General features: G+C 74.8%; 11 protein-coding genes. 4 read left to right on the forward strand and 7 right to left on the reverse strand.

The genetic code is table 11. The annotated features are described in order from the left end of the window. Window positions 1-3: 3 nt before the first annotated feature. The 5 genes from WA616_RS05460 to WA616_RS05480 are packed head-to-tail and all read right to left on the reverse strand — an operon-like array spanning window position 4 to window position 5231. A complete protein-coding gene (locus tag WA616_RS05460; protein WP_336028013.1) occupies window positions 4-840 on the reverse strand; it encodes an ATP-binding cassette domain-containing protein in 837 nt (278 codons plus the stop codon). Then, window positions 840-1832, reverse strand: coding sequence for an ABC transporter ATP-binding protein (locus WA616_RS05465; RefSeq protein WP_336028015.1), 993 nt, complete (start codon window positions 1830-1832; stop codon window positions 840-842). The genes WA616_RS05460 and WA616_RS05465 overlap by 1 nt, the downstream gene beginning before the upstream one ends. Further along, window positions 1829-2752 carry an ABC transporter permease gene (locus WA616_RS05470; protein WP_336028016.1) on the reverse strand — a complete coding sequence of 308 codons (924 nt, stop codon included), beginning with the start codon at window positions 2750-2752 and terminating at the stop codon, window positions 1829-1831. Before WA616_RS05470 ends, WA616_RS05465 begins: the two co-directional genes overlap by 4 nt. Next, window positions 2749-3693 carry an ABC transporter permease gene (locus WA616_RS05475; RefSeq protein ID WP_336028018.1) on the reverse strand — a complete coding sequence of 315 codons (945 nt, stop codon included), beginning with the start codon at window positions 3691-3693 and terminating at the stop codon, window positions 2749-2751. The genes WA616_RS05470 and WA616_RS05475 overlap by 4 nt, the downstream gene beginning before the upstream one ends. Then, window positions 3690-5231 carry an ABC transporter substrate-binding protein gene (locus WA616_RS05480; protein WP_336028020.1) on the reverse strand — a complete coding sequence of 514 codons (1542 nt, stop codon included), beginning with the start codon at window positions 5229-5231 and terminating at the stop codon, window positions 3690-3692. Before WA616_RS05480 ends, WA616_RS05475 begins: the two co-directional genes overlap by 4 nt. A 126-nt stretch (window positions 5232-5357) precedes the next feature. Between WA616_RS05480 and WA616_RS05485 the strand changes: the two genes are divergently transcribed. The 4 genes from WA616_RS05485 to WA616_RS05500 all read left to right on the forward strand — a co-directional run bounded on the left by WA616_RS05485 (window position 5358) and on the right by WA616_RS05500 (window position 10343). Beyond that, window positions 5358-6935 (forward strand): class I adenylate-forming enzyme family protein, encoded by a 1578-nt coding sequence (locus WA616_RS05485; protein ID WP_336028021.1) that lies wholly within the window; start codon window positions 5358-5360, stop codon window positions 6933-6935. Beyond that, window positions 6932-7882, forward strand: a complete 951-nt coding sequence (locus WA616_RS05490) for a fumarylacetoacetate hydrolase family protein (RefSeq protein WP_336028024.1) — start codon at window positions 6932-6934, stop codon at window positions 7880-7882. The genes WA616_RS05485 and WA616_RS05490 overlap by 4 nt, the downstream gene beginning before the upstream one ends. A 3-nt stretch (window positions 7883-7885) precedes the next feature. Then, complete coding sequence (locus tag WA616_RS05495; RefSeq protein ID WP_336028025.1) at window positions 7886-8827, forward strand: MBL fold metallo-hydrolase; 942 nt, start codon at window positions 7886-7888, stop codon at window positions 8825-8827. Between the two features lie 64 nt (window positions 8828-8891). Next, window positions 8892-10343: a hypothetical protein gene (locus tag WA616_RS05500; RefSeq protein ID WP_336028027.1), complete on the forward strand. Its 1452-nt coding sequence runs from the start codon at window positions 8892-8894 to the stop codon at window positions 10341-10343. Window positions 10344-10544: 201 nt separating this feature from the next. Here WA616_RS05500 and WA616_RS05505 read toward each other — a convergent pair whose 3' ends face one another. Beyond that, window positions 10545-12098 (reverse strand): DEAD/DEAH box helicase, encoded by a 1554-nt coding sequence (locus WA616_RS05505; protein ID WP_336028029.1) that lies wholly within the window; start codon window positions 12096-12098, stop codon window positions 10545-10547. 223 nt (window positions 12099-12321) lie between these two features. Next, window positions 12322-13398, reverse strand: coding sequence for an adenosine deaminase (locus tag WA616_RS05510; RefSeq protein WP_336028030.1), 1077 nt, complete (start codon window positions 13396-13398; stop codon window positions 12322-12324). Between the last annotated feature and the right edge of the window lie 8 nt (window positions 13399-13406).

Here is a 13406-nt window from a genome sequence, read left to right on the forward strand (position 1 = left end):
CGTTCACACCCGCCTCGCGACTCTCGGGACCGCGTCGAGCAGTGCGCGGGTGTAGTCCTCCTGCGGGGCGGACCACACCCGGTCGGCGTCGCCGGTCTCCACGACGGCCCCGCGGCGCATGACGGCGACGCGGTGGCTGACGTGGCGGACGACGGCCAGGTCGTGGGAGATGAACAGGTAGCTGACCCCGAGCTCGCGCTGCAGGTCCTCCAGCAGCGTGATGATCGAGGCCTGGGTGGACACGTCGAGGGCCGACACCGCCTCGTCGCAGATGATCAGCCGCGGGCCGAGGGCCAGCGCGCGGGCGATGGCCAGCCGCTGGCGCTGCCCGCCGGAGAACTCGTACGGGTAGCGCATGGCCGCCCGCCGGTCGAGGCCCACCTGGTCGAGCAGCTCGGCGGCCCGGCGGTGCCGGTCCCGCCGGCCGAGGCCGCCGGCGTACTTGAGCGGCTCGGTGATGATGTCGGCGACGATCCAGGACGGGTCCAGTGACGAGTACGGGTCCTGGAAGACCATCTGCACGTCGCGTCGCAGCCCGCGCAGGCCGGCCCGGTCGGCGGCCGTCACGTCCTGCCCGCCGAGGTGCACCGTGCCGGAGTCGGGGTCGATGAGCCGGGCGACGAGCCGGCCGGTGGTGCTCTTGCCGGAGCCGGACTCGCCGACCAGGCCGAGCGTGCGCCCGGCCTCCAGCTCGAAGGACACCGCGTCGACGGCGGTCAGCCGCTCCCGGGGCCGGCCGAGCAGGTCGCGGCGGGTGACGAAGGTCTTCGTCAGCTCGCGGACGACGAGCAGCGGCGGGGCCGGCGCCGTCGTGGGAGGCGTCTGCAGCGTCTCCGGCATCAGGCGATCCCCTGCAGCTCGATGTCGCGCGCCAGCAGGCAGCGGGCGCGGTGCCCGGACAGCACCTCGTCCAGGGCGGGCGGGGTGACGTCGCACAGGCCCTCGCGGGCGTGCGGACACCGGGGGTGGAACCGGCAGCCGCCGGGGAGGTCGAGCGGGCCGGGCACCAGGCCGGGGATGCCCCGCAGCCGCTCGCGGCCGTGCTCGGCCGGCAGGCACGCCAGCAGCCCCTCGGTGTAGGGGTGCTGCGGCCGCCAGAAGAGCTCCTCGGTGGGCGCCTGCTCCACGACCTGGCCGGCGTACATGACGACGACGCGGTCGCTGATCTGGGAGATGACGCCCATGTCGTGGGTGACGAACAGGACGCCCATGCCGAGGCGCTCCTGCAGGCCGGCGAGCAGTTCGAGGATCTGCTTCTGCACGGTGACGTCGAGCGCCGTCGTCGGCTCGTCGGCGATCAGCAGGTCCGGCTCGCAGGCCAGCGCGATGGCGATCATCACCCGCTGGCGCATGCCGCCGGAGAACGTGTGCGGGTAGTCCTCCACCCGCTTCGGGGCGTCGGGGATGCCCACCAGCTCGAGCAGCTCCACGGCCCGCCTCCGGGCCGCGCCGCGGGACAGGCCGCGGTGCCGGCGCAGCACCGCGGCGATCTGCTCGCCGACGCGGAACGCCGGGTCGAGGCTGGTCATCGGCTCCTGGAAGATCATCGACACCGCGTTGCCGCGGACGTCGCTGAGCCGCGACTCCGACAGGCCACGCAGCTCGCGCCCGTCGAGCCGGATGGAGCCGGCGGCGATCCGCGAGGACCGCGGCGGCAGCAGCCCCATGACCGCCAGCGAGGTCACCGACTTGCCGCAGCCCGACTCGCCGAGCAGGCCGAGGGTCTCCCCCCGCCCGATGGTGAACGACACGTCGTCGACGACGCGCGCCCAGCCCTGCGCCGTCGCGAACTCGACGGCGAGACCCTCCACCTCCAGCAGCACGTCGGTCACTGGGTGGGCCTCCTGACCTCGCGCCCGAGGGAGTCCCGGACGCCGTCGCCGATGACGTTGAAGGCGAGGACGGTCACGAGGATCGCCAGGCCGGGGATGAGCACCAGGTGCGGGCTCTGCTCGAAGAAGCGCGTGGAGCGGCCGAGCATCGAGCCCCACGAGGAGTCCGGCGGCTGCACGCCCAGGCCGAGGAAGCTGATGCTCGCCTCGAACAGGATCGCGAAGCCCATCGCCAGCGAGATCTGCACGACCAGCGGCGAGAGCGCGTTGGGCAGCACGTGGCCGGTGATGATCGACCGGGACGACCCGCCGACGCTGCGCGCCGCCTCGATGAACGTCTCCTCGCGGACGGCGAGCGTGCTGGCCCGGGTGAGCCGGAAGAACTGCGGCGCGTAGACGACGCCGATCGCGATCATCGCGCTGGTGAGGTCGGGCTCGAGGAAGCCGACGATCGCCAGCGCCAGCAGCAGCGCGGGGATGCTCATGATCGCGTCGGCGAACCGGCTGAACACGACGTCGACCCAGCCGCGCAGGTAGCCGGCGGCCAACCCGATCGGGACGCCGAGCAGGATCCCGATCGCGGTGGCCTGGACGGCCGCGAGCAGCGAGATGCGGCCGGCGTAGAGCATCCGGGAGTACACGTCGCGGCCGAGGTCGTCGGTGCCGAACCAGTGCTCCCCGTTGGGCGCCTGCAGCCGGTCGGTGAGCACCTGGGTGTCGGGGTCGTGGGTGGCCAGGAGCGGGGCGAGCAGCGCCGCGAGGGCGACGAGCAGCACGACGACGAGCGCGACGACGGCGGGCCGCTCGCGGCGGAACCGGCGCACGAAGCGCTGGCGCGGGGACTCCGGCCGGTCGGTGAGCGGCTGCTCACCGGCACCGGCACCGGCACCGGGCGCGGCCGGACGGCGGATGGTGGTCACGCGGTGCGCACCTTCGGGTTGACCAGGCCGTAGCTCACGTCCACGACCAGGTTGACGAGGAGGACGATCACGGTGATCAGCAGGACGCAGCCCTGGATCACCGGGATGTCCCGGTCGAAGACCGCGTCGACCGCCAGCGAGCCGACGCCGTTGAGGTTGAAGATGATCTCGACGACGGTGGCCAGGCCGAACAGGCGGGCGACCTGCAGCCCGGCCACCGTGATGACCGGCATGGCGGCGTTCTTGAGGGCGTAGCGCCGCATGATCGTCCCCGGCCGCAGGCCCTTGGCCCGGTGGGTGCGGATGAAGTCCCGCTCCAGGACGTCGGACATGCTCGCCCGCATCTGCCGCGCCAGCTCCGCGGCCACCGCCGTCGCCAGCGTGACGGCCGGCAGGGTGATGCTGCGCAGCCAGCCGACCGGGTCCTCGGAGAACGGGACGTAGCCCCCCGAGGGGAACCACTCGAGCTTCAGCGCGAAGAAGGTGACCAGCAGCAGGCCGAGCCAGAAGTTCGGCACCGCGAGCCCCACCGACGTCGTGACGGTGAGGACCCGGTCGGCCAGCCGGCCCCGGCGGTTGGCGGCCAGGACGCCGATCGCCGTGCCGACGACCGAGGCCAGCAGGAAGGCCACGAACACCAGGGACAGGGTGACCGGCAGCCGGTCGGCCAGGGCGTCGGTGACCGAGTAGCTGGTGTAGAGGGAGGTGCCCAGGTCCCCCTGCACCGCCGCGGCCAGCCAGCGCCCGTACCGCACCGGGATCGGGTCGTCGAGCCCGAGGTCCTCGCGGATGGCCTCGACCTGCTCCGGCGTCGCGGAGTCACCCGCGATCGCCAGGGCCTGGTCGCCCGGGATGATGAGGATGAGCCCCCACACCACCAGGGTCACGAGGAAGACCAGCGGGACGAGCGCGAGGAGCCTCCTCGCCACCATGCGGATCATGCGCTGACCGTCACCCCGCGGAAGTCGAACAGGCCGGTCAGCGTCGACTCGAGACCCGACACCTGCTCGGTGTGGACGAAGGTGTTGGTCGCGTTGCAGACGACGATCTGCGTGGCGTCCTCGGCCATCACCGCCGAGAGCTCCTGGTAGGCCGGCGCCCGGTCCTCCTGCGTCGTCGCGGACAGGCCCTCGAGCGCCAGCCGGTCGATGTCGGGGTTGGTGTAGCCGCCGGGGTTGAGCGTGCCCTGCGCCGACAGCAGCGTGGCGACGGTCTTGGCGGGGTCGGTCGCGCCGGGCCAGTTGCTGAAGTACATGTCGGCCTCGCCGCCGACGAAGCGCGACAGCAGCTCGGTGGGCTCCAGCGAGGTGACGGTCAGGTCGATGCCGACCTCGGACAGCTGCGCCTGGATGGCCTCCAGCTGCGCCGTGTAGAACGGCACGTTGATCACGACGGCGTCGAGGGACAGGTCCTCCTGGCCGGCCTCGGCCAGCAGCTCCCGCGCCCGCTCGGGGTCGTACTCCGGGGCCTCGACGTCGGGGTTGTGCGCCCAGTAGTCCTCGGGGAACAGCTGCGCGCTGGGCGTGCAGCGGCCGGCCTGCAGCGCGTCGCTGATGCCCTGCCGGTCGATGGCCAGGCTGATGGCCTCGCGCACCCGCTGGTCGGACAGCGCCGGCCCGCTCTTGTTGAGGAAGAGGGTGAACGAGCCCAGCGACGCCTCGGACTCCACGGTGACGCCGGGGCCCTCGGCCGCCTCCACCTGGTCGGGGTTGAGCTGCGTCGCGTCGGCCTGGCCGCCGCTCACCGCCCGCAGCCGCACCTCGGGGTCGAGCTGCATCTGGATCTCGAGCCCGCCGAGGGTCTGCACGTCGGGGGCCCAGTAGTCCTCGGTGCGCTCGTAGCGGATGGTGACGCCGGGCTGGTGCTCGGTGACGCGGTACGGGCCGGTGCCCACCGGGCGGAGGTCGAGGTCGGGATTGGCGAAGGCAGCGGGGCTGACCATCATCCCGGCGCGGTCGGCGAGCAGGGCCGGCAGCGAGCCGGCGGGGGCGCCGAGACGCAGGTCGACGGTGCGCGGGTCGACGACGACGGCCTCGGTGACCGCGGCGAGGTCGGCCTTGAGCGAGGAGTTCGGCAGGCTCTTCGCGCGGTCGATGTTGGCCTTGACCGCCTCGGCGTCGAACGGCGTGCCGTCGTGGAAGACGACGCCCTCGCGCAGGGTCAGGCGCAGCGTCCGGTCGCCGTCGGTGAACTCCCAGGACTCCGCCAGCATCGGCTGCAGCTCGCCGTCGGGCGTGACGTCGACCAGCCGGTCGTACACCGGGTACAGGTACACGTTCACGAACTGGTTGGTCGTGGTCGCGGGGTCGTAGTTGCTCCCCGCCGGGGTCCCGAACGAGAAGCGGAGGACCGCGTTCTCGTCGGCCGGACCGGCCGAGGACCCCGAGTCGCCGCCGCTGCCGGCCGTCGACCCCCCGTCCGAGCCACAGGCGGTCACGAGGGCGGCCGCCACCACCACGGCGAGCATCCGGATGCGCATCTCGTCTCCCTTGACAGGTGTGATCCAGGCCATGTTTATATTCAATTGATTGTTGTGGCAAGACCCTTCTCACCTGAGCCCCCTCCCGCCCTCGCCGCCCGGCCCTTCCCGTGGGGAGTCCGCATCGTGGAGCGCCCAGACCCCAGCCGGCCGACCTTCGCCGCCCTGTGGGCCGGGGCCGTGCGCGAGCACGCCGGCCGGCCGTTCCTGATGTTCGAGGACGAGGACGGCCGTGCCACCACCTGGACCTACGCGGAGTTCGACGCGCTGGTCGCGCGCACGGCGGCGGGGCTCGCCGCCCGTGGGGTGGGCCGCGGCGACCGGGTGCTGCTGGTGCTGCCGAACTGCGTCGCGTTCGTCGCCGTCTGGCTCGCCTGCGCGGTGCTCGGCGCGACCTTCAGCAGCAGCGACCCGCGCGCCCGTGCCCCGGAGATCGCCCACCAGCACGCGCGGTTGCGCCCCCGGCTGGTCGTCTGCGGCCCCGACCAGGCCCCGCAGGTCCCGGCCGGCGACACCACCCTGGTGGTGCCGACCGGGCCCGACGCGACCGTCGGCGGGCTGGCGGCCGGCGGCTCCCTGGACGGCGCGGCGGCGGCCGCGCCCGCCGCGGGGGACGACCTGAGCGTCCTGTTCACGTCCGGCACCACGTCGGCCCCGAAGGGCGTCGTCGTCAGCCAGGGCGTCTACGCGCACACCGGACGAGTCATGGCGGAGGCCGCGGGCCTCGGTCCCGGGTCGCGCTTCCTCGTCGCGCTCCCCCTCTTCCACGCCAACGCCCAGTACTACTGCTTCGCCGCCGCCGTCGCCGTCGGCGCCTCCGTCGCGCTGGTGCCCGCGTTCTCCGCCACCCGGTACCTGGCCCAGCTCGAGCGCCTCGGGGCCACGCACGCGTCGCTGTTCGCCGCGCCGCTGCGGATGGTCCTGGCCCGCGGCGGCGACCGCCCGCTGCGGCGCCCGCTGGAGCACATGTGGTTCGCCCAGGACCTGACCGCCGACGAGTACGCGGCGGTGTCCCGGCTGGTCGGCTGCGCGCCGCGGCAGCTCTACGGCATGACCGAGACCGGCCCGGCGGTGCTGAGCCAGCCCGTGGGAGGGGCGGGCCCCGCCGGGCTCGGCGGCGTCACCCCCGGCTGCGCCGTCCGCCTCGGCGACCTGGCCACGGGCACCCCGCTCGTCCCGCCCGCGCACGGCGAGATCCAGGTGGGCGGCGTCCCGGGCCGCACCGTGTTCACCGGCTACCTCGACGACCCGCACGCCCTGCAGGCCGTGTTGGCCGGCACCGGGCCCGACGGCGAGGTGTGGTTCCGCACCGGCGACCGGGCCGCGGTCGGACCCGACGGCACCTGGTCGTTCGCCGGTCGCGGCAGCGAGCAGCTCAAGGTCGCCGGCGAGAACGTGTCGGCCGTCGAGATCGAGCAGGTCATCGCCCGCCACCCCGGCGTCTTCGAGGTCGCCGTCACCGGCCGGCCCGACCCGCTGCGCACCGAGGTCCCCGTGGCCCACGTGGTGCCGGCGGGCCCGGCCGCGGCCGACCTGGCCGCGTCGGTGCTGGCCTGGTGCGCCGAGCACCTCTCCCCCGCCAAGAGACCGCACGAGGTCCACGTCGTCCCGGAGCTCCCCCGGACCTCCGTCGGCAAGATCCGCAAGTTCCTGCTCACGGCCGACCGCCGGCCTGAGCCCGGCCACCAGGAGGCACAGCCATGAGATGGGTGACCTACGACGCCGACGGGACCGACCGCGTCGGCCTGCTGCTCGACGACCGGGTCCACGGCCTGCCGCCGGGGACGACGCTGCTCGACCTGCTCGGCGACGACGGGACCCGGCTGCGCGAGGCCGGCGATCGCGCGACGTCGGACCCCGACGACGTCCGCCCGTTCGCCGGGGCGACGCTGCGGGCGCCGCTGCAGCCGCCCGCGATGCGCGACTTCCTGTGCTTCCTGCAGCACATGCGCAACTGCCGGGCCGGGCTCGGCGCGTCCGCGCAGCTGGACCCGGAGTGGGAGCAGATCCCGGCGTTCTACTTCACCAACCCGGTCGCGGTGATCGGGCCGCACGACCCCGTGCCGGTCCCGCCGGGCTGCGAGCGCTTCGACTTCGAGCTGGAGGTGGCCGCCGTGGTCGGGCGGGCCGGGTCCGACCTCGACCCGGCGACCGCCGCCGACCACATCGCCGGCTACACGATCTTCAACGACTGGAGCGCGCGCGACCTGCAGGCCCGGGAGATGCGCCTGGGCCTCGGCCCGGCGAAGGGCAAGGACAGCTCGACGACGCTGGGCCCGGTCTTCGTCACCGCCGACGAGCTCGCGCCGCACGCCAGCGGCAACTCCTTCGACCTGGACATGCGGGTGTGGGTCAACGACGAGGAGGTCGGCGGCGGGTCGATGGACCAGATGGACTGGTCGTGGGGCGAGATCGCCGCCTACGCCTCGCGCGGCACCACGCTGCGGCCCGGCGACGTCCTCGGCTCCGGCACGGTCCCGACCGGGTGCCTGTTCGAGCACTTCTCCCTCAGCGGTGGCGACGCCGGCGACGGCTTCCGCGGCTGGCTCAAGCCCGGCGACCGCGTGCGCATGCGCGTCGAGGGGATCGGCGAGATCGAGAACGAGGTCGTGCCCGGCCCCGCCGTGCACCTCCTGCGGACCGGGTTCTGAGCCGTGGCCGACCTCGAGTACAGCCGCGGCCTGCACGACCTCGGCGGCGGGTGCCACGCCTGGCTGGAGCCCGACGGGAGCTGGGGCTGGAGCAACGCCGGCCTGGTCGTCGGCGACGGGGAGTCGCTGCTGTTCGACACCCTCTTCGACGTCCCGATGACGCGCGCCATGCTCGACGGGATGGCCGGGCTGACCGGCTCCGCGCCGATCCGGACGGTGGTGAACAGCCACTCCAACGGCGACCACTGGTTCGGCAACCAGCTCTTCCCGGACGCCCGCATCCTCACCTCGGCGGCCACCGCGGAGGAGATGCAGCACTCCGGGCCCGAGCTGATCATGGGCCTGCGCGACTCCCCGGGCGGGCCGGGCCGGTTCGCGCGCGAGATCTTCGCGCCGTTCGACTGGACCGACTGCGACCCGCTCCGCCCCACCGACACCTTCAGTGGGCGGCGCGACCTCGACGTCGGCGGCGTCGAGGTGCAGCTGCTGGAGCTCGGGCCGGCGCACACGGCCGGTGACAGCGTCGCGTGGGTGCCCTCCGCCGGGGTGCTCTTCACCGGCGACCTGCTGTTCATCGGCGGGACGCCGATCATCTGGGCCGGCCCGCTGCGCAACTGGGTCCGGGCCTGCGACACCATGCTCGCCCTGGAGCCGGCCCACGTCGTCCCCGGGCACGGACCGGTCACCGACGGCGCCGGCATCCGGCAGGTCCGCGAGTACCTCCTGTTCGTCGAGGAGGAGGCGACGAAGCGGTTCGAGGCCGGGATGGACCCGGTGGAGGCGATGCACGACATCGCGCTGGGCCGGTTCGGCGAGTGGGCGGAGTCCGGGCGCATCGCGCAGAACGTGATGGCGGTGTACCTCGAGCTCGACCCGACGCTCGAGAAGCCCGACACCCGAGAGGTCTTCGCCCGGGTGGCGACGATGGAGGGCTTCCGGGACTGAGCCGGGAGGTCCGGCCGCGACCACGCGCAGCGGGCTCCCGGTCGGACCCGGCAGGATGGGCTCCGTGGCCAGGCCCAGCATCGTCCCCATCGCGCTCACCGTCGACGACCGAACCGGTTACACGCTGTGGGCGCCGCCGTGGGAGGAGGACGGCGAGGAGTGGCAGGCGTTCCTCGGCACGTCCGAGGGCGAGACCGCCACGGTGCACCTGTTCCCCACCCCGTCGGCGCTCGCCGCGTTCTGCCGCACGCGCACCGACCACGACCTCGCCGACCACCCGGTCTGGCCGGTCGTCACCGGGCTGGGTGCCGAGGACCTGACCCCCGATGACGACCACCGCTACGACCTCGACGGCGTCTACGACACCGCCGCGGAGAACCCCGACCGGTGGGCGGTCGAGGAGCTGGCGGCCACCATCGACATCGTCAGCCGGCTGGCCGAGTGCCTGGACACCGCCGGCGCCGACGACGAGGACGCCCCGCGTGCCCGCACCGACGGGGACGCCGACGACGACGAGGACCTCGAGAACGAGGAGACCGAGTTCCCGGCGCTGGCCGAGCTGGTCGCCCGCCCGGAGATCGGCTCGCTCGGCCTGGGCGTCGACGCCTTCGTGGGCCGCTCCGGCGAGGACGCCTGGGTCGGTGTCGGCGGGGCGCTCGACGAGCTGTGGGAGGACGTGATCGAGGAGCTGTCCGGCCACCTGGACTGGACCGGCTCCGGCACCACCACGGTCGACGCCTACCCCACGGCCGACGACGAGGACCTCGACGACGACCTGGGCGGGGACGACGACGACGAGGACGACGCCCCGGCGGAGCGCACGGTCGCGCTCGGCTCCGACGGCAGCGGCAACCGCCCGGCCGCCGGGTCCACCGCGGCCGCCCCCGGGGAGGCGGCGACCGCCGGGACGAGCACCATCCGCGGCGGCAGCCGGATCACCGCCACCCCGGCCGCCGTCGCCGCGGCCGCGGAGTTCTGGGAGGCGGTGGGGATCCTGCCGGTCGAGCTGGTGGTCCCCGACGGCGCCGGCGTGACGCTGCGCTGCTACGTCGACGACGTCGCCCGCTTCCTCGGCCGCGACGGCGAGATCTGGCTCTTCGACACCCCGGCCCAGCTCGCCCGGTTCATCGCCGGCGACGAGGACCACGACCTCACCGAGATCGCCTCGTGGCCGGAGGTCGCCGACACCGACACCCTCCCGCTACCGGCCGAGCAGGACCGCTACGACCTGACCGAGCTCTCCGAGGTGCTGGCCGAGGTCGCCGGCGGCGCGGCCGGGCTGGTCGACCACGGCACGCTGGCGCAGCCGGTGGAGGGCGTGCGCGACGTCGCGGAGTACGCCGGGCTGTCCCGGGTCGAGGAGCTGATGGCCCCGGGGACGCCGCTCGGCCGGGCGGTGGCGATCGGCGAGCGCGAACCGGGCACGCCGCTGCGGGCGGAGGACGCCGCGGCGCTGCGGACCGCGTGGGACGAGGTCGTCACCGAGGTCGGCGGGGCGCTGGTCTTCCGCCGCTGACACCCGCGCTCCGGGTCCGGCCCGGACCCGGAGCACGACAGTTCTCCCCGGAGCGGTCGTGCTCTGCCCCGTCTCCGTGGGCAGAGCACGAGGCGGCTCGTCGGGACGCTCGTGCTCTGCCCACACCCGTGGGCAGAGCACGACCCGGCTCCGGACAGCACAGCGGCCGGCCCCCGGGACGGGGACCGGCCGCTGCGTGCGTCAGTCGCGGGCGGGCGCCGGACGGTCGGGACGACCGCCGCGCTCCCCCGGCCCGCGGGACCGGTCGCGCTCGCCGTACGGACGGCGCGGGCGCTCGCCCTCGCCGAACGAGCGGCGGGGACGGTCGCCCTCACCGGCGGGCCGGCGGGGCCGGTCGCCGTCGCGGCGGCCGCGGTCTCCCTCGCCGTACGAGCGGCGGGGACGCTCGCCGTCGCGCCGCGGACGCCGGCCGCCGGGGCCGCCGTGCGGACGACGGGACTCCCGCGCCGGACGCTCGACCGGCTCCACCGGCACGCCGCTGGCGACGAGCTCGGCGATCGGGGCGTCGCCCGGCCGGATGCGGTCGACGCGCGGGTCGACCTTCGCCTGCCGGAACCGGCGCTTGGCCTGCCCCACCTGGTCGGGCAGCAGCAGCGAGACCACGACACCGGCGGCACCGGCGCGGGCGGTGCGGCCCGAGCGGTGCAGGTAGGTCTTGTGGTCGGCCGGCGGGTCGTAGTGCAGCACCAGCGACACGTCGTCGACGTGGATGCCGCGCGCGGCGACGTCGGTGGCGACCAGCACCGGGCTGCGGGCGTCGGTGAACGCCTCCAGCGCGCGGCGGCGCGCCGACTGCGGCAGCCCGCCGTGGATCGCCTCCGCCTTGATGCCGACGGCCTTGAGGTTCTCGGTCAGCCGGTCGACGCCGAGCTGGGTCCGCGCGAAGACGATGGTGCGGCCCGGGCGGGCGGCCAGCTCCTGCGTCACGGGCACCTTGTCGCGGAACGCGAGGCTGTAGGCCAGGTGCTCGGCCGGCGGGGCGTCGTCGCCGGGGCGCTTGACCTCGTGCCGGGCCGGGTCCTTGAGGTACCGGCGGACCAGGGTGTCGACCTCGCCGTCCAGCGTGGCCGAGAACAGCAGCCGCTGGGCGTCGGGGCGGGTCTGGTCGAGCAGCTCCTGCACGACCGGCAGGAAGCCGAGGTCGGACATGAAGTCGGCCTCGTCGACCACGCTGACCTCCACCTCGGCGAGGGTGGCCTCGCCCTGGGCGATGAGGTCCTGCAGCCGGCCGGGGGTGGCGACGACGACGTCGACGCCGCGGCGCAGCTGGGTGATCTGGCGGTGCATCGGGGCGCCGCCGTAGACGGTGACGAACTGGGCGCCGATGGCCTGGCCCAGCGGGGCGAGGTTGTCGGCGACCTGCTGGGCCAGCTCGCGCGTGGGCACCAGCACGAGGGCGCGGGGCGCGCGGGGGCCGCGGCGGGCGGTGAGGCCCATGCGGGCGAGCATCGGCAGGCCGAAGGCCAGCGTCTTGCCGGAGCCGGTGGCGGCCTTGCCCAGCACGTCGCGCCCGGCGAGGGCGTCGGGCAGGACGGTGGCCTGGATGGCGAACGGCGCGCGGATGTCGCGCCGCTCGAGCGCCGTCACCAGCTGCTGGGGCAGGCCCAGCGCGGCGAAGGAGGGCCCGGCCGGCTCGGGCGCCGGCGCGGGGGTGGTCTCGGTGTCGAGCGAGGTGACGAGCGAGGTGTCGAGCGAGGTGTCGAGCGAGGCGTCGACGGGGTCGAACGAGGTCATGCGGGTGTGGGACTCCGATACAGCTCGGGCGCGTCCCGTGGTGGTTGCGCGGGCGCCGTCATCGGCGTCCTCACTGGCGGTCGCGGCGTCGCGGGACGCGGCGGACCTGCACGGATGCGCTCATGCCCGGACGGACCGTCCGGGAGGATGTCCGGCGAGTGCCGGCACACCCACGGTAGCAGCGGAGATCACCCGTCCATTCCGGCGCGGGCGGTGGGGGTGGTCACCCGCGCAGCGCGGCGTACCCCGGCCGGACGACGTCGGCGAGCAGCCGGGCGCGGACGGCGTCGTCGGCGAAGGCGGCGCCCAGCGCGCGCTCGGTGACCGCCTGGACGTCGTCCCAGCCCCAGCCGTGCGCGGCGGCGACGTCGGCCAGCTCGCTGGTCACCGACACCCCGCTCATCAGCCGGTTGTCGGTGTTGACCGTGACGGCGAACCCGAGCCGGTGCAGCCGGTCGACCGGGTGCGCGGCGATCGAGGGGTAGGCGCCGGTCTGGACGTTCGACGACGGCGCGACCTCCAGCGGGACCTGCGCGTCGAGCACGCGCTGCGCGACGGGGCCGAGCGGGCCGTCCGCGGGGACCTCGTCGGCGATGCGCACGCCGTGGCCGAGCCGCTCCGCGCGGGCGCCGTCGAGGGCGGCGCGGATGCTGTCGATGCCGGCGGCCTCCCCGGCGTGGATGGTGCGGTGCGCGCCGGCCCGGTCGAGCAGCGCGATGGCCTCGGGGTGCCGGTCCGGCGGGAAGCCGATCTCCGGGCCGGCCAGGTCGAACCCGACGACGCCGGCGTCGCGGTAGCGCACGACGAGGCCCGCGACCTCCTCCCACCGGTCGGCCTGGCGCATCGCGCACAGCAGCGCGCCGACGGTGATCGGGGTGCCCGCGGCGGCGGCTTCGGCGCTGCCCTGCGCGAAGCCGTCGAGGATCGCCTCGACCGCCTCCTCGATCGGCGTGCCGCCGGCGGTCACGAGCTCCGGCGCCATGCGCACCTCGGCGTAGACGACGCCGTCGGCGGCGAGGTCGAGCGCGCACTCGCGGGCCACCCGGCGCACGGCCTCGGGCCGCTGCATCACGCCGACGGTGTGCGCGAACGTCTCCAGGTAGCGGACGAGCGACCCGGAGTCGGCGGCCTCCCGGAACCAGCGGCCCAGCGCCTCGGCGTCACCGGCCGGCAGGTCGCGGTAGCCCGCCTCGTCGGCGAGCTCGAGCACCGTCTGCGGCCGCAGCCCGCCGTCGAGGTGGTCGTGCAGCAGGACCTTGGGGGCGCGGCGGATCGAGTCGGCGTCGAGCGGTGCGGGCACCCGGCGAC

The sequence above is a fragment of the Geodermatophilus sp. FMUSA9-8 genome, assembly GCF_037034165.1.
GTDB lineage: Bacteria > Actinomycetota > Actinomycetes > Mycobacteriales > Geodermatophilaceae > Geodermatophilus > Geodermatophilus nigrescens.

Excerpts from the sequence above, each read along its gene's own strand:
- WA616_RS05480 (WP_336028020.1), bottom strand. The coding sequence starts at position 5,231 with ATGCGCATCCGGATGCTCGCCGTGGTGGTGGCGGCCGCCCTCGTGACC.
- WA616_RS05505 (WP_336028029.1), bottom strand. The coding sequence starts at position 12,098 with ATGACCTCGTTCGACCCCGTCGACGCCTCGCTCGACACCTCGCTCGAC.
- WA616_RS05490 (WP_336028024.1), top strand. The coding sequence starts at position 6,932 with ATGAGATGGGTGACCTACGACGCCGACGGGACCGACCGCGTCGGCCTG.
- WA616_RS05475 (WP_336028018.1), bottom strand. The coding sequence starts at position 3,693 with ATGATCCGCATGGTGGCGAGGAGGCTCCTCGCGCTCGTCCCGCTGGTC.
- WA616_RS05460 (WP_336028013.1), bottom strand. The coding sequence starts at position 840 with ATGCCGGAGACGCTGCAGACGCCTCCCACGACGGCGCCGGCCCCGCCG.